Consider the following 20,570-nt stretch of genomic DNA (forward strand, 5'->3'; position numbering starts at 1 on the left):
GAACGATAGAAATCGCCAAGAAGTTCAAGCTGATAAGGACTAAAGGTCATGTCACTCTTTTTCATCTTTTATTCATTTTAGTTGATACTTATAGTAGTCAACCAAATCCAGGGTAAGACAAATCAATTGATGAACTCGTAATCTGTCAGTTGATATCTTTTCTGCTTGTATTCTTTTGTTCTTTTAAGTTTTACCTTTCCTTTTGCGGCTTCCAGCGTTACTTCGTTGAATTGTCCTTTTTGGAAATCGTAACTTATACCGTCATCTTCGAGAAGGAGGAACGTTGCCGAAGGAGCGCCGTATACTTTGCAATGCAGATCTAATACGGTTTGAGCATCTACATAGGGGACAGGTGCGGCCAATGGCAATAACGTTCCCTGGCGGACGTAGAGTGGCAACTGATCTAATTCCGTCGTAATCTCATATTCACGGTTGCCTTCATATTTCTCATTGGTATTGAAGTTGTACCATGTTCCTTCGGGGAAGTAGACCGTTCTCGTTTTCTTGTTCTGGTATAAAGGGGCAGCCATCAATCCGTCTCCCATCATATACTGGTCACTGATAGTGCGCAAACGTTCATCTTTGGGATAATCCATCAATAACGGACGGAAAGGAGGTACACCTTCTTTATAATATGTATAAAAAGCACTGTACAGATAAGGAATCAGCTGCATACGCAGATTAATCAGTGTGCGGGCATATTCTTCATACCTCTTTGCTTCCGGCAGGAACTCGCCACGTTCGTTCTTTCCACGGTCGAATTGCAGCCACGGAGCGTATTGCAGATACCATGCATTGACCATAGCCTGCGGAGAAAGAATCACCGTTTGCAGACGATGGAAGAAATCTTCGGCAGAATGTGCCTCACGCACTTCAGGACACCACAACAGTCCTCCGAATGCCGAGTTGCAAAGTGCCTGAATGTACTCTTTGGGATCGTATGTATCACTATAAAGTACAGCGTTGCGTGAAGACATGAACATACCGGACGACCGGTAATCCTGATAGGTGCGGGTATTTTTTTCACGATAGATACTGTCCATCGCATTCACATAAAGGGAACCGAATACCTGGTGCATCTTTTCTCCGTCGATGCCCGAAGGGAACTGTGCCATATCCGGGAAGCACCATGTGGCGGAAGCAAAAGATATGTTCGAGTTGTCACATTCGTCCAGTTTGAAGCCGGAGATGCCTTCTTCTATCAGTGTGCGGTGGTAATCGGTAAATATTTTGTGTGCTTCCGGCTGGATGAAGTCCGGTACCAGTCCGTTCCATACAAGGAAATCGCCTGAGTAGGGCTCCAGCGCCTTCCGGATGGGGGAAGAAGGATGAACATACGCGTGTTCCCACAGGTTTACTTTGTATCCTTTCTGCTGCAACTGGTCCAGCATTTCTTTGTGCCTTGGAAAACGGTCGTCGCTCCAGCGATAAGAACAGGAGTAAGTGGCCGTCTGCCATCCCGGTTCGAGTCCCAGTACGTCGCACGGAATCTGTTTCTCGCGGAAATAGTTGGCAAAACGCATGACGGAGTCTTGCGTCGCATCTCCTTTGACACGGTATTTGAATCCGAGTCCCCACATCGGAGGAAGACATCCGCCGCCGGAGAGGAGGTTGTATCTCTTGACTACATCCAGCACTTCCGGTCCGGTGATGATAAATACCTCAATGCCTTTGGCGCCGGGTACGTCGATATGGACTTTATTTCCGTTGCTTCTGTTCTTATACAAGTCTTCTGTGGTGGTAGCAATGTGTTTTCTTTCTTCCGCTTGCAGTTGACGACTATGCTCGGTTTTCTGATTGGAGCCGCATAGGAAAGTGGTATACCGTGCCGTGTTGACCAGAATACCGTACCCTTTGGTAGAGACGTAGAATGTCTGCGGAGCATGTGTATATCCGAGTCCGTTCAGCGGATTGTCGTTTACTATCGGGCGCTTGCGCAGGCCACGCTGACCGAAAGTTTCGAATTGAAGTCCGAAACCGTATATTTGTTCGTTGTCCTCCAGAGGGACTTCGATCAGACAGCCACGGTCGGTTATCTTTATTTGCACTTCGTCGGGGCTGAAGGGCGGCTTTGCAGCCGGGAGTTGTTTCATTGCTTCTACGGCAGGTTTCCCACCGAATAAGGAATAAGGGGTAAAAGTGTCAATTTCTCCCGCTTGCAGCTTGATGATTCCCGGAGCAATTTCTTTTTGAGCGAATGCTTGTCCGGCAAACAGGAGACCTACTGTGGATAGAAAAAGGTTGAGTAATAGTTTTCTCATTATAGTTTATTTTATCATGGTTATATTAAAATAGACTTCTGAAATGCGATTTTCCACTAAAATGCAATAAAAGAATATTGCAAATATAGGAATAAAACAGATGCGGTATCAAGTATTAATACCTGAGAAGTCAGATAAAGTGACCTGTCATGGCATATATTAATGTTTGTGACGGGAGATATTAATATCTTCTTTTTTTGACCGTGATTCTAAAAATAAGGTTTTATATTTGTCCTTGTTTAAGAATGAAAAAGAATAAAACCATGAAAAAGAATTGTTTTCTCCTTCTCTTTTTGCTTTGTACCTGCCTCGTTCAGGCACAGGATACGTATCGTACCGACAAGGATGTACCTTACATTTCCGGCTCCGAAACAGATGCTTATCGTCTGGAACGTTGTAAACTGGATGTTTATTATCCCGAGAATAAAAAAGATTTTTCCACCATTGTATGGTTTCATGGCGGTGGTATGGAAGGAGGAAGTAAATTTGTTCCCAAGGAACTGACGGATCAAGGCTTTGCAGTAGTGGCGGTTAATTATCGTCTGAGCCCGAAAGCAAAGAACCCGGCTTATATAGAAGATGCCGCCGAAGCTGTGGCATGGACATTCAAGAATATCGAAAAGTATGGCGGTCGCAAGGATCGTATCTTTGTTTCCGGCCATTCGGCGGGAGGTTACCTTACGTTGATTCTGGCAATGGATAAGAAATACATGGCTGCATACGGAGCCGATGCGGATAGTGTAGCTGCCTATCTTCCGGTCAGCGGGCAGACAGTCACTCATTTTACCATCCGCAAAGAACGTGGCCTGCCCAACGGAATCCCCATCATTGACGAATTTGCTCCAGTAAACAAGGCCCGCAAGGATACCGCCCCTGTTGTACTGATTACGGGGGACAAGAATCTGGAAATGGCTGACCGATACGAAGAGAATGCACTGCTGGCATCGGTATTGAAGAATATCGGCAATCGGAAAGTCTCTTTATATGAACTGCAAGGATTTGACCACGGTCAGGTGCTCGGCCCTGCCTGCTATCTGATCGTTAATTATGTGAAGAGGTTCAAGTAATAGACCTGTGATATTCTTTCATTTGATATGGATAATGTGTATATTTGCACGAAACTCGTATCAAAAATGTGTAAGTTCTCACATTTCTGATATTAAAAATGTGATTCGGTATGTTTGAAAGAGGAATTATTCAGCTGTTAGCGGCTTGGAAAACGGATGTAAACAGGAAGCCTTTGGTTATTCATGGGGCGAGACAAGTGGGCAAGACATGGGCTTTGAAGTATTTCGGTCAGAAATACTTTGAAGATGTTGCCTATTTTAGTCTGGATAAAGATGAAAGCGGACTTTGCGATATCTTTAAAACGACTAAAGACCCCGAGCGCATTATACAGCAATTGTCCTTTTTGCATGGACGAAAAATTAATCCTCAAACTACTTTACTGATATTGGATGAGATTCAGGAGTGCAATGAAGCGTTGAACTCTTTGAAATATTTCTGCGAAGAAGCACCCGAATATGCAGTGGCTTGCGCTGGTTCTTTACTTGGAATTTACCTGAATCACATAGGCAATTCCTTTCCGGTTGGAAAAGTAAATCATCTGTCTATGTATCCGCTGACTTTTACGGAGTTTCTGAATACGAAAGATCCGGCGATGTATCAATATATGTGCTCTGTCAAAGAAATAGCGCCTCTTCCCCAAATCTTCTTCGACAAACTGCGGGAAGCCTTCATTGCCTATTCTATTTGTGGCGGTATGCCCGAACCTGCTTCTTTGATGGTTGACTTTAATGATATGCAAAAAGTGGATTCATCGCTTCGGGATATATTGAATGACTACGCTCTGGACTTTGTGAAACATACTACACCTACGTTGGCGCCCCGTATCAATTATGTATGGAACTCTCTGCCCTCTCAATTGGCGAAAGAAAATCGTAAGTTTGTTTATCAACTGGTTCGTCCCGGAGCACGTGCGCGTGAATACGAAGATGCTATTTTATGGTTGGAACAAGCTGGTCTTGTCAACAAAGTCGTTCTGAGCAAGTCACCCAGACTGCCACTGAAAGCCTACGATGATTTGAGCACTTTTAAGCTCTATGCATTAGACATAGGGTTGTTGAGGCAATTGTCCGAACTGGATGCAAGTGTCTTGCTATTGTCCACTCCCGGATATACGGAATACAAAGGGGCATTGGCAGAGAATTATGTATTGCAAAGTCTTACAGCACAATTTCAGGCTTCGTTCCGTTACTGGACTTCCGGTAATAAAGCAGAAGTGGATTTTTTACTTCAGCATGGTAATCATATTTATCCGGTAGAAGTGAAAGCAGACCAGAGTATAACAGGTAAAAGTCTGATTCAGTACGAGAAACTTTATCAACCTGCTTGCCGGATTCGATATTCGATGCTGAATTTGAAACAAGACGGCAATCTGATTAATATTCCTTTATTTCTTGCGGATAAGACGAAAGAACTGCTGAATAATAACGTGGGATAAAGAATAGAGAGAAACGGCCAAGTGATGAAAAATACAGGTCATTTAAGGAAAATATCTGTGAAATGTAACGTTTCTCATAGTCTGTGAATCATTTATTATATCAGAAATCGGTCGTATTGGCTACATTTACTCCGATTTTACAAACTAATAAATAAAATAGCTATGAAGACATTAAGCAGAACTGTACTTACTCTTTTTGTTTTATCCTTCTCCTGTTTGGCAGCGATAGCCGGAGAAGTATCTTTTAAAATAACCAAGCAATATCTGAACTTCCCCATCTCCCATAAAGAGAACAGAGGAAGGATGACTTTTGAAGTAAACGGCAAGCCGGATTTATCCGTCGTTATCCGTCTGGCGCCGGATGAAGCGGAATACTGGGTGTTTAAAGATGTGTCGGCTTTCAAAGGAAAGACGATCAAGATAACCTACGACGGCAATGAGAAGGGATTGAGTAAAATATACCAGTCCGACGAAATCGAAGGACAAGCTGAACTGTATAAGGAAAAGAATCGTCCGCAATTCCACTTCACTACCCGGAGAGGCTGGATCAATGACCCTAACGGATTAATCTATTATGAGGGCGAATACCACCTGTTCTACCAGCACAATCCTTTTGAAAGAGACTGGGAGAATATGCACTGGGGCCATGCGGTCAGCAAGGACCTGATACACTGGACAGAATTACCGGACGCTCTGTATCCCGACCATTTAGGAACGATGTTCTCCGGTTCGGCAATCATCGATTATGATAATACCGCCGGCTTTAATAAAGGCAAGACTCCCGCCATGGTTGCCGCCTTCACCGCTGCCAGCAGTGACAGACAAGTGCAGGGGATAGCCTACAGCCTTGACAAAGGACGTACCTTCACGAAGTACGACAAGAATCCGGTGATCAACTCCAAGGAGAAATGGAACTCTCAGGACACACGCGACCCGAAAGTGTTCTGGTATGCGCCCTCCAAGCATTGGGTACTGGTACTGAACGAGCGCGACGGACACTCCATTTATACCTCTTCCAATCTCAAAGACTGGAAATACGAGAGCCATGTTACAGGCTTCTGGGAATGTCCCGAATTGTTCGAACTGCCGGTTGACGGTGACAAGAACCACACGAAGTGGGTGATGTACGGTGCTACCGGTACGTATATGCTAGGCTCTTTCGACGGCAAAGTATTTACTCCCGAAGCCGGAAAATACTGCTATACCACCGGAAGTATCTATGCAGCCCAGACCTTTACCAATATTCCGGCAAGCGACGGCAGACGCATCCAGATAGGCTGGGGAAGAATCTCCCACCCCGGTATGCCTTTCAACGGAATGATGATGCTCCCCACTGAACTGACTTTGCGTACCACCAAAGACGGCATCCGCCTTGTCAACGTTCCCGTAAAGGAGGTCGAATCTTTGTGTAAGCCTCTTCGTTCCTGGAAATCTCTTTCTTCGGATGAGGCCAACCGCCACTTGAAAGAGTTTTATGATGCCGACTGTCTCCGCATTAAGACAACGATCAAACTCTCTCATGCCACGGATGCCGGATTCAACCTTTTCGGCCAGCGCATGATCGGCTACGACATGAACTCCAATACCCTGAACGGCCGTTTCTACTCTCCCCAAGACCCGACCAGCATGGAGTTGAGTGCCGATATTTACATTGACCGCACCTCTATCGAAGTATTTATCGACGGCGGACTGTATTCTTATTCCATGGAACGCCGCCCTGACACTAACAACAGAGAGGGACTCCACTTCTGGGGAAACCGTATCGAAGTGAAAGACCTGCAAGTCTTTTCCGTAGAATCCATTTGGTAGACGGAAATCAAAAGCTATCTTTGTTTTCAGTTATTTAAATAGGAAAGAGAATATGAAAACGCGTAGTGAAGTTTTTCAGTTTGAGAAAGAGTTGAAATGGGAGCACCCCGCTCCGGGAATCCGTCGTCAGATAATGGGATACGACGGACAGTTGATGATGGTCAAGGTAGAATTTGAGAAAGGAGCGGTCGGTACGTTGCATGAACATTACCACAGTCAGGCTACCTACGTGGCAAGTGGAAAGTTTGAACTGACCATCGGCGACCGGAAAGAGATACTGTCGACCGGCGATGGCTACTATGTAGCACCCGACGAACCGCATGGATGCGTCTGTCTGGAAGCGGGAGTATTGATAGACACATTCAGTCCCATGCGGGCTGATTTTCTGGAATAGTTCCTGATGAATGGTAGGTTACCGGATAATGATGGTATAAATTTACCACATATATGGTATTTCCTGTCAACAAAAACTGCACTATCTTTGTAATATCTTAAAACAAAGGAAATTAAAAACAGATATATATGGAAAAGATTGCAAGGAAATTGACGGATTTGGTAGGTAACACTCCGTTGTTGGAACTAAGTAATTATAATAAGAGTAACGGCTTGAAGGCTCGTCTGATCGTGAAAATCGAATCATTCAATCCTGCGGGCAGTGTAAAAGACCGCGTGGCATTGGCAATGATTGAAGATGCCGAAGTGAAAGGCGTCTTGACTCCCGGCGCAACGATCATCGAGCCTACCAGTGGAAATACGGGAGTAGGATTGGCATTCGTTGCTGCCGCCAAGGGGTACAAACTGATTTTGACGATGCCCGATACGATGAGCGTCGAACGTCGTAACCTTTTGAAAGCTCTGGGAGCGGAACTCGTGCTCACTCCCGGTGCCGACGGAATGAAAGGGGCGATTGCCAAAGCGGAAGAGTTGAAAGCTGCCACTCCGGGCAGCGTTATCTTACAGCAATTTGAAAATCCTGCTAATCCCGCTATGCATCTACGCACTACCGGACTGGAAATATGGAGAGATACCGAGGGGAAAGTCGATATCTTCGTTGCCGGTGTAGGTACTGGCGGGACAATTAGCGGAGTAGGAGAAGCATTGAAGATGCGCGATCCCAGTGTGAAGGCGGTGGCGGTAGAACCTGCCGACTCTCCGGTACTGTCCGGCGGAAAGCCCGGACCTCACAAGATTCAGGGAATCGGCGCCGGTTTCGTACCGAAGACTTATAATGCTTCTGTCGTAGATGAAATTATTCAGGTGCAGAATGACGATGCTATCCGTACCAGTCGTGCGCTGGCGGAGAAAGAAGGGCTGTTGGTCGGCATATCTTCGGGAGCAGCCGTCTATGCGGCTACCGAACTGGCGAAACGTCCCGAAAACGAAGGGAAGATGATCGTAGCCTTATTGCCTGATACGGGAGAGCGTTATTTATCCACTATCCTGTACGCGTTTGAAGAGTATCCTTTGTAAAGGAACGTTTTTTTTGAAAGAAATATAGAGAATAATCCTGTGGTTACTTGGCAAAACCGTATATTTGCCAAGTAACCATTTTTATTTAATACTATGCAAAACAAGACGTTAGGGATTCTGATGATTATTCTCCTGCTGCTTTCTGCCTGTAAAGATGAAGAAACTCCTCTCTCTTCAACGAAGCAATTAATCAGTTTTTCGATTCAGAAGAGTGACAATCAAGGTAAAATTAAGAATGATGTGAGAGGTTCCATTAAAGGGAATGTGATAACGCTGTCAATGGATCAATATGATGACCTGAAGTCATTGATTGCTACATTCAAGTATGAGGGAACGTCTGTAAGTGTGAATGGAGTCGGGCAGGAATCCGGCATCACTTCGAATGATTTTTCCCGGCCGCTGATGATTCTCGTAGAAGCAGAAGACGGCAGCAGGGAACAATATACAGTCGAAGTTGTCTTGAAAGATGCGCAGGTGTTATCCGAATTTCGCTTTTTGAGAAAAGATAATGCTTTGCTGACTGCTGATGTCTCATGTACGATTGAAGATGAGACTATTGTATCTTCCTACACATTTCCACAATCGAAACTGATTCCTGTCTTTACGACTGATGCCGTGAAAGTAATGGTAGATGATGTAGAACAGGTCAGCGGTGTGACGGAGATTGATTTCACCTCTCCAGTCACTTATCAGTTTGTGATGCGGAATGGAGAAGTAGTCCGATACATCCTGACGCTGGACTTTATCCTGATTCCTCAGTTTACGATCACGACAGAAGACCCTAGTATAACGGAAATACCAAGTAAGGATTATTATTTGAATGCGACTCTCACCGTGGATGGCAAGGGGATTTATGAGAACTATACAGGCAAGACAGAGGTGAAAGGAAGGGGAAACTCCACATGGGGATATCCGAAGAAACCTTACCGGTTAAAGCTTGATAAGAAATCTGAGATTTGTGGTTTGGGAAAAGCGAAGAATTATGTATTACTGGCTAATCATATCGATCCTACCTTGATGCTTAACTCAGTTGCCTTCAAAGTCGGGCAATTGCTGAATATTCCTTTCACCAATCATGCCATTCCGGTGGATGTGGTTCTGAATGGCAAATACAAGGGTTCCTATCTACTGACGGAACAGATAGAAATCAAAGAAAACCGTGTGGATTTGGATGAGAATAACAGCGTGATGTGGGAGCTTGATTCCTATTTTGATGAAGATCCGAAATTCAAGTCCGAAGCATTCAATCTTCCGGTGATGGTGAAAGACCCCGATTTGACTACAGAGCAGTTTGAGTATTGGAAGAAAGATTTTAATGCATTTACCGTGCAGTTTGCAAAGGAGCCGTTAGAAGGAAATATGTATGTGGATATGATTGATATTGAATCGGTTGCAAAATATCTGATTACCTTTAATTTAGTACACAATATGGAGATTAACCATCCGAAAAGCATCTTTATTCATAAAGAGGGGAAGGGTAAGTATGTTATGGGACCGATCTGGGACTTTGACTGGGCGTATGATTATGAAGGTAAAGAGACACATTTCGGGAGTTATGAAACTCCGCTCTTTTCTGATGATATGAATGGAGTGGGAACCGCTTTTTTCCGACGCTTCCTACAAGACAGTCGGGTGAGAACTATTTATAAAAACTTTTGGCAAGACTTTAAGTCAAATAAATTAAATGAGTTGTTGCAGTATATAGATGATCAGGCCAAGCTTATTAAACCATCTGTAACGAGAAATAGTGAATTATGGGAAAACACCCGTTCCTTTGATGCGAAAGTGATAGAACTGAAGAATTGGTTGAAAAATAGGGCAGAGTATATAGATGGTGAAGTAAATCAATACTGATAGAGTTTCATATATTAGCATTTCACTTCTCAGTCATTGACACTTGACTTTCGTTGACACTTGACTTCTCAGATAGAGGCTGACTAAAAAGTCGGTTGTATCTCTATTCTCCTCCTTCGGGAAGGAGGAGTACCCGTAGGGGGAGGTGGTAGGTGAATACATAACTCTGTCATTTACAATAAAATAGGAACATACATCATTTTTCCTACCACCTCGGTCTTCGACCACTCCTCCTTCCGGAAGGAGGAGAGTGTAGATACTCCCGACTTTTTAGTCACTCCCTGCCTGATAGACTGACTTATAACATCATGAAAATACATGATTTTGCAAGTGATTCCATGAGATTTGTACATCTCATGGTTTTTCGTCTGCCCGCAGACCGAAAACTTTTCCTGTCATCTGATCTACAGGTACTTTCCATACTTTGACATTCCGTACGGCAGGATCGGAATAGCTGAACTGATCCTTCGTGTAATGGCGCATGATAATGTCCAGTGCACGGCGCTTTTCCTCCATATCTTCTATGAATTCTACTTTTCCACGGCACATTGCACTCTCCGAGCGCATACTGTAGCTGCAAGCTACCTGCTTGTGCTGATAGACAAGTTTGTGTCCGAGGCTGAACGTGATACACACGTTGTTATTACGTTGCAGCATTTCTATCTTTCCCCCTTCGGGGCCGGAATGGAGGTAAAGAGTATCGTTTTCATAACCGAAGTTCATAGGAACTACGTATGGATTGCCTTCTAAGTCTGTTATGCCTACAAAGCAGGCATCAGCTTGAAGAATAACGGATTCGATTCGTTGCTTGTCTTCGATAACGATTGTTTTCATTCTAATGTCGGTTTTTAAAGGTTTGTGCCAAGCCTTTGGCACAGTTGTGCCACCGCATTGGCACTACTATGCCAAGCCCTTGGCACAAGCGTGCCAATAGGGTGGCACAGAAGAGTATACTATTAATTCGTTTTTACAGTACTTGTTTCTATTTCTCAATCAGCGCAAAGTCTAATTGCTTCTTCTCCAGATTGGCGCGTGCCACACGAATGGTGATGGCATCTCCCAGGCTGTATATCTTGTTCTTACGGCGTCCGCGGAGGCAATAATTCTTTTCGTCGAATTCATAATAGTCATCATCCAGGTCACGGATCGGAACCATGCCTTCGCATTTGTTCTCGTTGAGTTCAACGTAAAGGCCCCATTCCGTAACACCGGAGATCACACCGTCATAAATCTGTCCGAGACGTTCGCTCATGAATTCTACCTGTTTGTATTTGATAGAAGCACGTTCGGCATTGGCTGCAATCTGTTCCATGTTCGAACTGTGGTCGCAGAGGTCTTCGTATTTGCTTTCGGATACGCTACGACCGCCGTCCATATACTTCGTAACCAAGCGGTGTACCATCATATCCGGGAATCGGCGGATGGGTGAAGTGAAGTGGGTGTAATAGTCGAATGCCAGTCCGTAGTGACCAATATTGTGCGTAGAATAACGCGCTTTCTGCATGGCGCGGATGGATACGGTTTCAATCAGGTTTTCCTCCTTCTTGCCATGAATATCGTCCAGCAAATGGTTGATAGACTTTGATATATCTGTTTTCGTTCCGCTTGTACGTACCTTATAGCCGAAGCGGGCGATGAACTGTGACAGGTTTTCCAACTTTTCCGGATCGGGCAGATCGTGGATACGATAAGGAAGTACTTTAGGTTTCTTGTTTTTAGGCACTCGTCCCACTTTCTCTGCAACTGTTCTGTTGGCAAGCAGCATGAATTCTTCTACCAGCTTGTTGGCATCTTTGGATTCTTTGAAGTATACGCTGATAGGTTTTCCCTTTTCGTCGATTTCGAACTTCACCTCATAGCGGTCGAAGTTGATAGCTCCTGCTGCGAAACGTTTCTCGCGAAGTGCTTTGGCGATGGTATCCAGCATGAGAACTTCTTCTTTAAAATCGCCCGTTTTCGTTTCGATGATCTGTTGCGCCTCTTCGTATGTGAAGCGACGGTCGGAGTTGATGACGGTATGTACGATGCGGGAGTCTCTTACTTCTCCTTTTTCGGTAATGTCAAAGATGACGGAGAATGCGAGTTTCTCTTCATTCGGACGCAGGGAGCAGATGAAGTTGCACAGGCGTTCGGGAAGCATCGGAATGGTGCGGTCCACCAGATAAACGGAAGTCGCCCGCTTCTCTGCTTCTTTGTCGATGATGCCGCCTTCTTTTACATAGTGAGTCACGTCGGCGATATGTACGCCTACTTCCCACAATCCGTCTTTGATGGGGCGGATCGAAAGTGCGTCGTCGAAGTCCTTGGCGTCTTTCGGGTCGATGGTGAAAGTCGTTACCTTACGGAAGTCTTCGCGTCTGGCTATCTCTTCCGGAGTAATTTCTGCGGGGATCTTATCAGCTGCTGTTTCTACCGCTTTCGGATATACGTAGGGCAGGCCGAACTCAGCGAGGATAGCGTGCATTTCTGTTGTATTGTCTCCTGCTACCCCGAGGATGTCGATCACTTGTCCGATAGGATTCTTTGCTTTGTCGGGCCATTCGGTTACTTTCACGATTGCCTTGTCACCGGTTTTTCCTCCTTTCAGCTTCTCTTTCGGGATGAAGATGTCGTTGGCAAGCGTACGGTTTTCCGTAACTAAGAATGCATACGACTTGGCTACTTCCAGTGTACCTACAAAGGTGTCATTGGCACGTTCCAGAATCTCGATGACTTCTCCTTCCGCGTCTTTATTCTTCCGCTTGGCGTAGAAAGTGATCTTTACTTTGTCATTGTTCATGGCATGTGCCGAATTGCGTTCGGCAACAAAGATCGGATCGCCTCCACCTTCGGGGATAAATGAGTTCTTTCCGTTGCTCTTGCGTTGGAAGGTACCGATCATCTCCGTTCCGTGATTGTTGAGGCGGAACTTTCCTTTTTCAATTTCGGAAATATAATCGTCATCTGAAAGGTCGTGTAACAGGTCAGCGCATAGCATTTTCTGCGGATGGGTAGTGAGATGCAACTCCGAGAAAATATACTTCATACTAAGCGTTTCGCTGGGTTTGGCATGGAAAAAGTCTATCAATAACGCTGCCAGCTCTTTCTTACTCATCCTTTTGCCGGCCTTTTTCTCTTTCTTTTCTTTCTTTTTCGCCATAATGTATAGAATTGATTTATTTGAAAATTCTTTGATGGGAGTACAAAGTAAACAAATATTTGAATTTGATAGTTATGAATTGGATAAAACTTTCGCTGACTTCGATAATTTCGTCCTTATTAAAATAAAAAGTATTCCTTCTAAGGTGATTTAGGAGGAATGCCTATAAGAGAGAATAATTGAGAAATGCAAAATGGCTTTTATTTTATATTTATTGTATCTTTGTAGCATCATTCTTTTCTTATACATTGAGGTTATAATTAATGGAGAGTATCTTAATAACAGGAGCAAGCGGATTTATAGGAAGTTTTATTGTCGAAGAGGCATTAAAACGAAAGTTTGGTGTGTGGGCGGGGATTCGTCCTACCAGCAGCAAAAAGTACTTGAAGAACCGGAAGATCCACTTTCTGGAACTGGACTTTGCCCATCCCAATGAATTACGTGCCCAACTCTCCGGACATAAAGGAACCTATAATAAGTTTGATTATATCATCCATTGTGCGGGAGTCACGAAATGTCCGGATAAGAATACCTTTGATTATGTGAATTATCTACAGACCAAATACTTTATTGATACACTGAAAGCGCTGAATATGGTTCCGAAGCAATTCATCTATATCAGTACGCTGAGCGTATTCGGGCCTGTACGCGAAAAAGACTATTCGCCGATAGAAGCCGATGATGGCCCGATGCCTAATACTGCCTATGGTTTTAGTAAGCTCAAGGCTGAACTCTATATTCAGAGTATTCCCGGTTTCCCTTATGTCATTTATCGCCCTACAGGAGTTTACGGCCCTCGTGAACTGGATTATTTCCTGATGGCGAAGTCAATCCGGCAGCATGTTGACTTCTCTGTCGGCTTCCGGCGGCAGGACCTGACTTTTGTTTATGTAAAAGACATTGTGCAGGCCATCTTCCTTGGAATAGAAAAAAAAGTGACTAGAAGAGCCTATTTTCTGACTGACGGGAAGGTGTATAATAGTCGTGTATTTTCGGACTTAATACAAAAAGAACTGGGTAATCCGTTTGTTATTCATGTGAAATGTCCATTAATTGTGCTAAAAGTTATATCTTTGCTCGCTGAATTCATTGCAACACGTTCCGGCAAGAGCAGTACGCTGAATTCTGATAAATATAAAATAATGAAACAACGTAACTGGCAATGTGATATAACCCCTGCCATTAATGAGTTAGGGTATGCTCCCGAATATGACTTGGAGAAGGGAGTCCGTGAAACCATTGACTGGTATAAAAACGAAGGATGGCTTTAGACTTATTTAAGCGAGTGGAAACCCGGAAGGGGTTGTTTGCTGTGGAGAAGATAACATTGATTTATAATCTGTTGACCTCCATTTTGATTCTGTTCCTGTTTCAGCGAATGGATCATCCATGGCACATGTTGCTGGATAGGGCGATGATCGCTGCAATGACTTTTCTGCTGATGTATCTTTATCGGTTGGCTCCTTGCAAGTTTTCGGCGTTTGTACGTGTTGCTATTCAGATGAGCCTGCTTTCCTACTGGTATCCGGATACGTTTGAGTTTAACCGGTTCTTTCCGAATCTCGACCATGTGTTTGCTATAACCGAGCAGTTTATCTTCAATGGGCAACCTGCTATCTGGTTCTGTCATACATTCCCGCATCTTTTGGTCAGTGAAGCATTCAATATGGGATATTTCTTTTATTATCCGATGATGCTCATTGTGACGGTGTTTTATTTTATCTATAAGTTTGAATGGTTTGAGAAGATGTCGTTTGTACTGGTAACTTCTTTCTTTATCTATTATCTGATTTATATCTTTGTTCCGGTAGCAGGGCCGCAGTTCTACTTCCCGGCTATAGGTTTTGATAATGTATCTAAAGGAATTTTCCCGGCTATCGGCGATTATTTCAATAACAATCAGGAGTTACTTCCCGGTCCGGGCTATCAACATGGCTTCTTTTACAGTTTGGTAGAAGGTTCGCAGCAAGTGGGAGAGCGTCCTACGGCAGCTTTCCCCAGTTCGCATGTCGGTATTTCTACCATTCTTATGATTATGGCATGGCGTGGAAGTAAGAAGTTGTTTGCCTGTCTGATCCCTTTCTATATGCTGCTTTGCGGGGCTACCGTGTATATTCAGGCACACTACGTTATCGATGCGATCGTAGGTTTCTTCTCTGCATTCTTGTTGTATGTTGTGGCGACGTGGATGTTCAAGAAGTGGTTTGCGCAGCCGATGTTTAAGTAAAACTAATCTAAAAGAGAATTTACTTTTTCAGGAATTGTTTCGAATATCCGGAACAATTCTTCTTTCGTTTCTGCCCGCAACATGGCAATACGAGTCTCTTTAAAATTAGGAATCCCTTTGAACAACGGACTGGCAGCCAAGTGGCGGCGCACGTGCAAGATGCCCCTGCGTTCATCAAGCAGATTCACACTGTCAATCACTTCCTGGCGAAGTACCTCCATACACCATTCAAAGCTGAGTGGCGGCAATTCCTCCCCTGTTTCCAGATAATGCTTTACTTCCTTGAATATCCAGGGACGTCCGAAGCTGGCACGACCGATCATGACGGCATCTACTCCGTAGCGGTCAAAACACTCCTTGCAGCGTTGGGGCGTTGTCACATCTCCGTTGCCAATGATAGGAATGTGCATCCTTTGATTGTTCTTTACTTCTCCGATCAGTGTCCAGTCTGCTTCTCCGGTGTACATCTGCGCACGGGTTCTACCGTGAATGGTCAGTGCGGCAATGCCGCAATCCTGTAGTTGTTCTGCCAGATCTACAATGATTTTATTGTTGGCGTCCCATCCCAAACGGGTTTTTACTGTGACAGGTATTTTGACTGCGTCCACTACGGCACGGGTAATTTCCAGCATCTTCGGAATATTCTGCAGCATTCCTGCTCCTGCTCCTTTTCCTGCTACTCTCTTCACGGGGCAGCCGAAGTTTATGTCGAGAATATCGGGCTGCGCCTGCTCTACGATCTTCGCAGCTTCGACCATCGTTTCCGTATCTTTACCATAAATCTGAATGGCTACAGGGCGTTCTTCATCGCTGATACTCAGTTTCTGTGCAGTCTTGCTGACAGCGCGTATCAGTGCATCGCTCGATACAAATTCAGTATATACCATGTCAGCTCCGAACTTTTTGCACATCAGGCGGAAAGCAGGATCTGTCACGTCCTCCATCGGGGCGAGTAGTATAGGGTGTTCTCCCAGGTCTATATGGCTTATTTTCATAATCGATACTTCTTTTTGCGGTGCAAAGGTACGGATAAAAACTGAAAGAACTATTTGTTGAGGTAAGTTTCACGGATACGGATTAATTCGTACCTTTGCATTCTCCTATCACATTTAAATGATTATCAGATAGTAAAATGAATATAAAAGATTTTGAAATAATGGCGCCTGTCGGTTCGCGTGAATCCCTTGCGGCAGCCATTCAGGCTGGAGCCGATTCTATCTATTTTGGTATAGAAAACCTTAACATGCGTGCCCGTTCTGCCAATACGTTTACCGTTGATGACTTGCGTGAGATAGCTCAGACGTGTGATGAACATGGAATGAAAAGCTATCTGACCGTTAATACCATTATCTATGATAAGGATATTCCTTTGATGCGTACCATTGTGGACGCGGCTAAAGCGGCAGGAATATCAGCGGTGATCGCTGCCGATGTAGCGGTAATGAACTATGCCCGTCAGATCGGTCAGGAAGTACACCTGTCTACTCAATTGAACATATCGAATGCGGAAGCCTTGAAATTCTACGCCCAGTTTGCCGATGTCGTAGTGCTGGCCCGTGAGTTGAATCTGGAACAGGTGGCCGAGATTTATCGTCAGATTCGGGAAGAGAATATCTGCGGTCCGAGCGGAGAGCAGATTCGTATTGAAATGTTCTGTCACGGTGCCTTGTGCATGGCAGTCTCCGGTAAGTGCTATTTGTCTCTGCACGAAATGAATCACTCGGCCAATCGGGGTGCCTGTATGCAGGTATGCCGCCGTTCTTATACGGTTCGCGATAAGGAGACGGATGTGGAACTGGATATCGACAATGAATATATCATGTCACCGAAAGACTTGAAGACCATTCATTTTATGAATAAGATGATGGATGCGGGTGTGCGTGTATTCAAGATTGAGGGACGTGCCCGCGGTCCTGAGTATGTGCGTACGGTGGTGGAATGTTATAAAGAAGCGATAAAGGCCTATCTGGATGATACGTTTACAGACGAAAAGATTGCCGCTTGGGATGAACGTCTGAAGGCAGTCTTTAACCGTGGCTTTTGGGATGGCTACTATCTGGGACAACGCTTGGGCGAATGGACACGGAATTATGGTTCGGCCGCTACGGAACGTAAAATCTATGTGGGCAAAGGTATCAAATACTTCTCCAATATCGGTGTCTCTGAGTTCTTGGTAGAAGCTGCCGAAGTCAGTGTAGGTGACAAGCTGCTGATAACGGGACCTACCACCGGCGCAGTCTTTATGACACTGGACGAAGCGCGTGTCGATCTGAAGCCGGTAGAGACGGTAAAGAAAGGTCAGCGTTTCTCAATGAAATCAGAGAAGATACGTCCCAGCGACAAATTATATAAATTGGTATCTACCGAAGAATTGAAGAAATTCAAGGGACTTGATGTAGAACAGAAAAGAGGATAAACGATGAGCCAGTATATCTACGAATTGGAGATGAAGGTGCGTGATTACGAATGTGACCTTCAGGGGATTGTCAACAATGCCAATTATCAGCATTATCTGGAGCATACCCGCCACGAGTTTCTGACCTCGGTAGGTGTTAGCTTTGCGGCGTTGCATGAACAGGGAGTCGATCCGGTAGTGGCACGTATCAATATGGCTTTCAAGACTCCGTTGAAGAGTGGGGATGAGTTTGTCTCCAAACTGTATATGAAGAAAGAAGGCATCAAATACGTATTCTATCAGGATATCTTCCGCAAAAGCGATCAGAAAGTAGTAGTGAAATCCACTGTTGAGACGGTATGTGTGGTAAACGGACGTTTAAGTAACAGCGAATTGTTCGACAATGTCTTTGCCCCATACCTGAAATGACCAATAACGAACAAGAACAAATATATAGCATCGCTCTGACAATGGTGCCCGGTATCGGGCACATTGGAGCGAAACGTCTGGTAGAGGGCATGAAGAGTGCCACCGATGTGTTCCGCTTCCGGAAAGAACTGGCGCAGCGATTATCCGGAGTACATGAATGGGTGTCGGATGCACTGGACTGTCCGTCAATTATTGCCCGTGCTGAACAGGAAGTCGCATTCCTGCAAAAGAATCATATCCAGTGCCTGACATTTCACGATGAGGCATACCCTTCCCGCTTGCGGGAGTGTGAAGACGCTCCTGTTGTATTGTTTTATAAGGGAAATGCCGATTTGAATGCTCTCCATATCATTAATATGGTGGGCACCCGCCACGCTACTGATTACGGTACGCAACTCTGTACTACTTTTCTCCGTGACTTAAAAACTTTGTGTCCTGATGTATTAATTATCAGCGGCCTTGCTTACGGCATTGATATCAATGCCCACCGGAGTGCATTGGACAATGACTTGCCTACAGTCGGTGTATTAGCTCACGGACTGGACCGTATTTATCCTTCTCTTCATCGTAAGACAGCCGTTGAAATGCTTGATAAAGGTGGATTGTTGACAGAATTTCCCGTCGGTACAACACCGGATAAACACAATTTTATCAGTCGCAACCGTATTGTGGCCGGTATGTGTGATGCTACGATTGTGGTAGAATCGGCTGCCAAAGGCGGCTCTCTGATCACAGCCGAGCTTGCGGAAAGCTATCACCGCGACTGTTTCGCCTTCCCTGGTCGTGTGACCGACGAATATTCAAAAGGATGTAACCAACTGATCCGTGACAGTAAAGCATCCCTTCTGTTGTCTGCCGAAGACTTGGTGGAGGCGATGGGATGGACGTTGGATTCACATCCAGTAAAGGTAGAGAATGTACAGCGCAGCCTGTTTCTGGAACTGACAGAAGAGGAGCAAAAGGTAGTTCATACGTTGGAAAAACAAGGAAACTTACAGATTAATACCTTAGTGGTAGAGACAGATATTCCCGTACATAAAATGAGTGCAATTCTCTTTGAACTGGAAATGAAGGGAGCCGTACGGGTATTGGCAGGAGGAGTTTATCAATTATTATAAATCTAATAACCAACCTAAAACAATTTGAAATGAAACGACATTTTCTAGTATTCATGGCAGCAGTATGCCTGTTATCCGTTCAGAACACACGTGGACAGCAAATGGTGCCTGCGCAGAAAATCTCCGCAACACCTGCTGCCGGCACACAAATGACTCTTGCACAAGCTGATGGGATTGCTTTTCGTGTACTTTCTTTTTCTGAGGCTTTAAAAAGAGCGGAGGTGGAAGACAAACTGCTTTTTGTCGACTGCTTCACGACTTGGTGCGGTCCTTGCAAGAGGTTATCCAAAGTAGTTTTTAAAGATTCCCTGGTTGCCGATTATTTTAACCGTCATTTTGTGAATCTGAAGATGGACATGGAGAAAGGTGAAGGAGTGGAACTCAGAAAGAAATATGGGGTACACGCATATCCTACCCTTCTTTTCATTAATTCAAGCGGTGAGGTCGTATACCGACTGGTAGGTGCTGAGGATGCTCCTGAATTGCTGAAGAAAGTGAAACTGGGTGTAGAGTCCGGTGGACTTTCGGGACTTAAGAAACGTTATGAAGCTGGTGACCGTGATTTGGCTTTTATCTGCGGATATATCAATGCGCTTTCTGCTGCCAACCGTGAACAGGAGGCAGGAAAGGTGGCAGCTGATTTCTTGCAGGGAAGTGAGCAGAAAATGCTGGAAGATGAAGATTACTTCTTGGTATTCTATTACTATGTGCATGATGTCAACTCTTCCGCATTTCAGTATGCGGTAAACCATAAGAAAGAAATTACTGATAAATTTCCCCGTCAGGCCGCTTCTCTCGACCGCAGACTGCTCGAAGACTGGATAGCCGGTTCATATGCCTACCTGAAAGTGGACGAGTCCAATCACTGTACATTTGATGAGCAGGGACTGGATGCCTACGTGGCGAAGATGAAACAGATGAATGTGGCGGAAGCTGACATGATAGGCGAGAGTCTGCGCCTCAGCAGAGACGGTATAATGAAGCAATGGGATTCATTTGTGAAACGTGGCGATAAGATACTTGCTTCGCACACCATTTTGGGTGACGAAGGGCATTTATTGCAATGGGTGAACTGGCTCAATAAGGAATGTGCAGATATGTCATTGCGTGAGAAAGCTGCTCAGTGGTGTGATAAAGCCTGCGAAGAATTGATAAAGAAGAATGAGGAGATCAAAAAGAACTTGCCTCCCGGAGCTATTCCGGCCATCTCCATGGTAGACCATAAAGGGCAGTTACTACAAGTGGCAGAGAAGCTGAGAAAACTGATGCAACAAAGTTGAGACCCTGTAGGGATTCATAAATAAGAGGGTGTGCCAAAACTCCCCTTTTAACGAAATCATCCTCGCTACAACTATCTTTGTGGCG

Annotated in this window: 17 protein-coding genes; 12 read left to right on the forward strand and 5 right to left on the reverse strand. The window is 44.8% G+C overall.

Translation table 11 applies throughout. The features are described from left to right. Positions 1–122: 122 nt before the first annotated feature. A complete protein-coding gene (locus tag NBH01_RS21205; protein ID WP_250700283.1) occupies positions 123–2,261 on the reverse strand; it encodes a glycoside hydrolase family 31 protein in 2,139 nt (712 codons plus the stop codon). A gap of 263 nt (positions 2,262–2,524) precedes the next feature. On the opposite strand from NBH01_RS21205, the gene NBH01_RS21210 reads away from it, so the two are divergent. The 6 genes from NBH01_RS21210 to NBH01_RS21235 all read left to right on the forward strand — a co-directional run bounded on the left by NBH01_RS21210 (position 2,525) and on the right by NBH01_RS21235 (position 9,897). Next, positions 2,525–3,328: an alpha/beta hydrolase gene (locus NBH01_RS21210; protein WP_185981466.1), complete on the forward strand. Its 804-nt coding sequence runs from the start codon at positions 2,525–2,527 to the stop codon at positions 3,326–3,328. A gap of 110 nt (positions 3,329–3,438) precedes the next feature. Further along, complete coding sequence (locus tag NBH01_RS21215) at positions 3,439–4,764, forward strand: ATP-binding protein (protein ID WP_225678765.1); 1,326 nt, start codon at positions 3,439–3,441, stop codon at positions 4,762–4,764. 162 nt (positions 4,765–4,926) lie between these two features. Continuing rightward, positions 4,927–6,573, forward strand: coding sequence for a glycoside hydrolase family 32 protein (locus NBH01_RS21220; RefSeq protein WP_074858350.1), 1,647 nt, complete (start codon positions 4,927–4,929; stop codon positions 6,571–6,573). 52 nt (positions 6,574–6,625) lie between these two features. Beyond that, on the forward strand, positions 6,626–6,967 hold the full coding sequence (locus NBH01_RS21225) for a cupin domain-containing protein (RefSeq protein WP_011108621.1): 342 nt from the start codon (positions 6,626–6,628) through the stop codon (positions 6,965–6,967). Between the two features lie 128 nt (positions 6,968–7,095). Next, entirely contained in the window at positions 7,096–8,043 is a 948-nt protein-coding gene (gene cysK, locus NBH01_RS21230; protein ID WP_008767344.1) for a cysteine synthase A, read from the forward strand. A 93-nt stretch (positions 8,044–8,136) separates the two neighbouring features. Continuing rightward, complete coding sequence (locus NBH01_RS21235) at positions 8,137–9,897, forward strand: CotH kinase family protein (RefSeq protein ID WP_225678764.1); 1,761 nt, start codon at positions 8,137–8,139, stop codon at positions 9,895–9,897. A gap of 173 nt (positions 9,898–10,070) precedes the next feature. Here the strand turns inward: NBH01_RS21235 and NBH01_RS21240 are convergent, their stop codons facing one another. The 3 genes from NBH01_RS21240 to rnr all read right to left on the reverse strand — a co-directional run bounded on the left by NBH01_RS21240 (position 10,071) and on the right by rnr (position 13,036). Next, a complete protein-coding gene (locus NBH01_RS21240) occupies positions 10,071–10,250 on the reverse strand; it encodes a hypothetical protein (protein WP_055219021.1) in 180 nt (59 codons plus the stop codon). A gap of 1 nt (position 10,251) precedes the next feature. Further along, the gene (locus tag NBH01_RS21245; RefSeq protein ID WP_117978333.1) at positions 10,252–10,731 is read right to left on the reverse strand and encodes a pyridoxamine 5'-phosphate oxidase family protein; all 480 of its coding nucleotides are present in this window, start codon (positions 10,729–10,731) and stop codon (positions 10,252–10,254) included. A gap of 148 nt (positions 10,732–10,879) precedes the next feature. Next, positions 10,880–13,036: a ribonuclease R gene (rnr, locus tag NBH01_RS21250; RefSeq protein ID WP_008761713.1), complete on the reverse strand. Its 2,157-nt coding sequence runs from the start codon at positions 13,034–13,036 to the stop codon at positions 10,880–10,882. Positions 13,037–13,299: 263 nt separating this feature from the next. Between rnr and NBH01_RS21255 the strand changes: the two genes are divergently transcribed. Both NBH01_RS21255 and NBH01_RS21260 read left to right on the forward strand, forming a co-directional pair. Next, a complete protein-coding gene (locus NBH01_RS21255; protein ID WP_250700284.1) occupies positions 13,300–14,307 on the forward strand; it encodes an NAD-dependent epimerase/dehydratase family protein in 1,008 nt (335 codons plus the stop codon). After that, positions 14,298–15,263 (forward strand): phosphatase PAP2 family protein, encoded by a 966-nt coding sequence (locus NBH01_RS21260; RefSeq protein ID WP_008761715.1) that lies wholly within the window; start codon positions 14,298–14,300, stop codon positions 15,261–15,263. The genes NBH01_RS21255 and NBH01_RS21260 overlap by 10 nt, the downstream gene beginning before the upstream one ends. Before the next feature lie 2 nt (positions 15,264–15,265). Here NBH01_RS21260 and dusB read toward each other — a convergent pair whose 3' ends face one another. Beyond that, positions 15,266–16,258, reverse strand: coding sequence for a tRNA dihydrouridine synthase DusB (gene dusB / locus NBH01_RS21265; RefSeq protein ID WP_011108618.1), 993 nt, complete (start codon positions 16,256–16,258; stop codon positions 15,266–15,268). Positions 16,259–16,395: 137 nt separating this feature from the next. Here dusB and NBH01_RS21270 point away from each other — a divergent pair, with 137 nt between their 5' ends. The 4 genes from NBH01_RS21270 to NBH01_RS21285 are packed head-to-tail and all read left to right on the forward strand — an operon-like array spanning position 16,396 to position 20,485. Further along, entirely contained in the window at positions 16,396–17,679 is a 1,284-nt protein-coding gene (locus NBH01_RS21270; protein ID WP_008761719.1) for a peptidase U32 family protein, read from the forward strand. 3 nt (positions 17,680–17,682) lie between these two features. Beyond that, entirely contained in the window at positions 17,683–18,087 is a 405-nt protein-coding gene (locus tag NBH01_RS21275) for an acyl-CoA thioesterase (RefSeq protein ID WP_008761720.1), read from the forward strand. After that, positions 18,084–19,205, forward strand: a complete 1,122-nt coding sequence (gene dprA / locus NBH01_RS21280; protein WP_250700285.1) for a DNA-processing protein DprA — start codon at positions 18,084–18,086, stop codon at positions 19,203–19,205. The genes NBH01_RS21275 and dprA overlap by 4 nt, the downstream gene beginning before the upstream one ends. A 29-nt stretch (positions 19,206–19,234) precedes the next feature. Continuing rightward, positions 19,235–20,485 carry a thioredoxin family protein gene (locus NBH01_RS21285; protein WP_195741178.1) on the forward strand — a complete coding sequence of 417 codons (1,251 nt, stop codon included), beginning with the start codon at positions 19,235–19,237 and terminating at the stop codon, positions 20,483–20,485. Positions 20,486–20,570 lie beyond the last annotated feature (85 nt).

It is taken from the genome of Bacteroides sp. B1-V-101 (assembly GCF_023656585.1).
GTDB classification, from domain to species: Bacteria; Bacteroidota; Bacteroidia; order Bacteroidales; family Bacteroidaceae; genus Bacteroides; species Bacteroides thetaiotaomicron.

What these genes read in the sequence shown, in the direction of transcription:
- NBH01_RS21205 (WP_250700283.1), bottom strand. Translation starts at nt 2,261, where the DNA reads ATGAGAAAACTATTACTCAACCTTTTTCTATCCACAGTAGGTCTCCTG.
- NBH01_RS21210 (WP_185981466.1), top strand. Translation starts at nt 2,525, where the DNA reads ATGAAAAAGAATTGTTTTCTCCTTCTCTTTTTGCTTTGTACCTGCCTC.
- NBH01_RS21215 (WP_225678765.1), top strand. Translation starts at nt 3,439, where the DNA reads ATGTTTGAAAGAGGAATTATTCAGCTGTTAGCGGCTTGGAAAACGGAT.
- NBH01_RS21220 (WP_074858350.1), top strand. Translation starts at nt 4,927, where the DNA reads ATGAAGACATTAAGCAGAACTGTACTTACTCTTTTTGTTTTATCCTTC.
- NBH01_RS21225 (WP_011108621.1), top strand. Translation starts at nt 6,626, where the DNA reads ATGAAAACGCGTAGTGAAGTTTTTCAGTTTGAGAAAGAGTTGAAATGG.
- cysK (WP_008767344.1), top strand. Translation starts at nt 7,096, where the DNA reads ATGGAAAAGATTGCAAGGAAATTGACGGATTTGGTAGGTAACACTCCG.
- NBH01_RS21235 (WP_225678764.1), top strand. Translation starts at nt 8,137, where the DNA reads ATGCAAAACAAGACGTTAGGGATTCTGATGATTATTCTCCTGCTGCTT.
- NBH01_RS21240 (WP_055219021.1), bottom strand. Translation starts at nt 10,250, where the DNA reads ATGTACAAATCTCATGGAATCACTTGCAAAATCATGTATTTTCATGAT.
- NBH01_RS21245 (WP_117978333.1), bottom strand. Translation starts at nt 10,731, where the DNA reads ATGAAAACAATCGTTATCGAAGACAAGCAACGAATCGAATCCGTTATT.
- rnr (WP_008761713.1), bottom strand. Translation starts at nt 13,036, where the DNA reads ATGGCGAAAAAGAAAGAAAAGAAAGAGAAAAAGGCCGGCAAAAGGATG.
- NBH01_RS21255 (WP_250700284.1), top strand. Translation starts at nt 13,300, where the DNA reads ATGGAGAGTATCTTAATAACAGGAGCAAGCGGATTTATAGGAAGTTTT.
- NBH01_RS21260 (WP_008761715.1), top strand. Translation starts at nt 14,298, where the DNA reads ATGGCTTTAGACTTATTTAAGCGAGTGGAAACCCGGAAGGGGTTGTTT.
- dusB (WP_011108618.1), bottom strand. Translation starts at nt 16,258, where the DNA reads ATGAAAATAAGCCATATAGACCTGGGAGAACACCCTATACTACTCGCC.
- NBH01_RS21270 (WP_008761719.1), top strand. Translation starts at nt 16,396, where the DNA reads ATGAATATAAAAGATTTTGAAATAATGGCGCCTGTCGGTTCGCGTGAA.
- NBH01_RS21275 (WP_008761720.1), top strand. Translation starts at nt 17,683, where the DNA reads ATGAGCCAGTATATCTACGAATTGGAGATGAAGGTGCGTGATTACGAA.
- dprA (WP_250700285.1), top strand. Translation starts at nt 18,084, where the DNA reads ATGACCAATAACGAACAAGAACAAATATATAGCATCGCTCTGACAATG.
- NBH01_RS21285 (WP_195741178.1), top strand. Translation starts at nt 19,235, where the DNA reads ATGAAACGACATTTTCTAGTATTCATGGCAGCAGTATGCCTGTTATCC.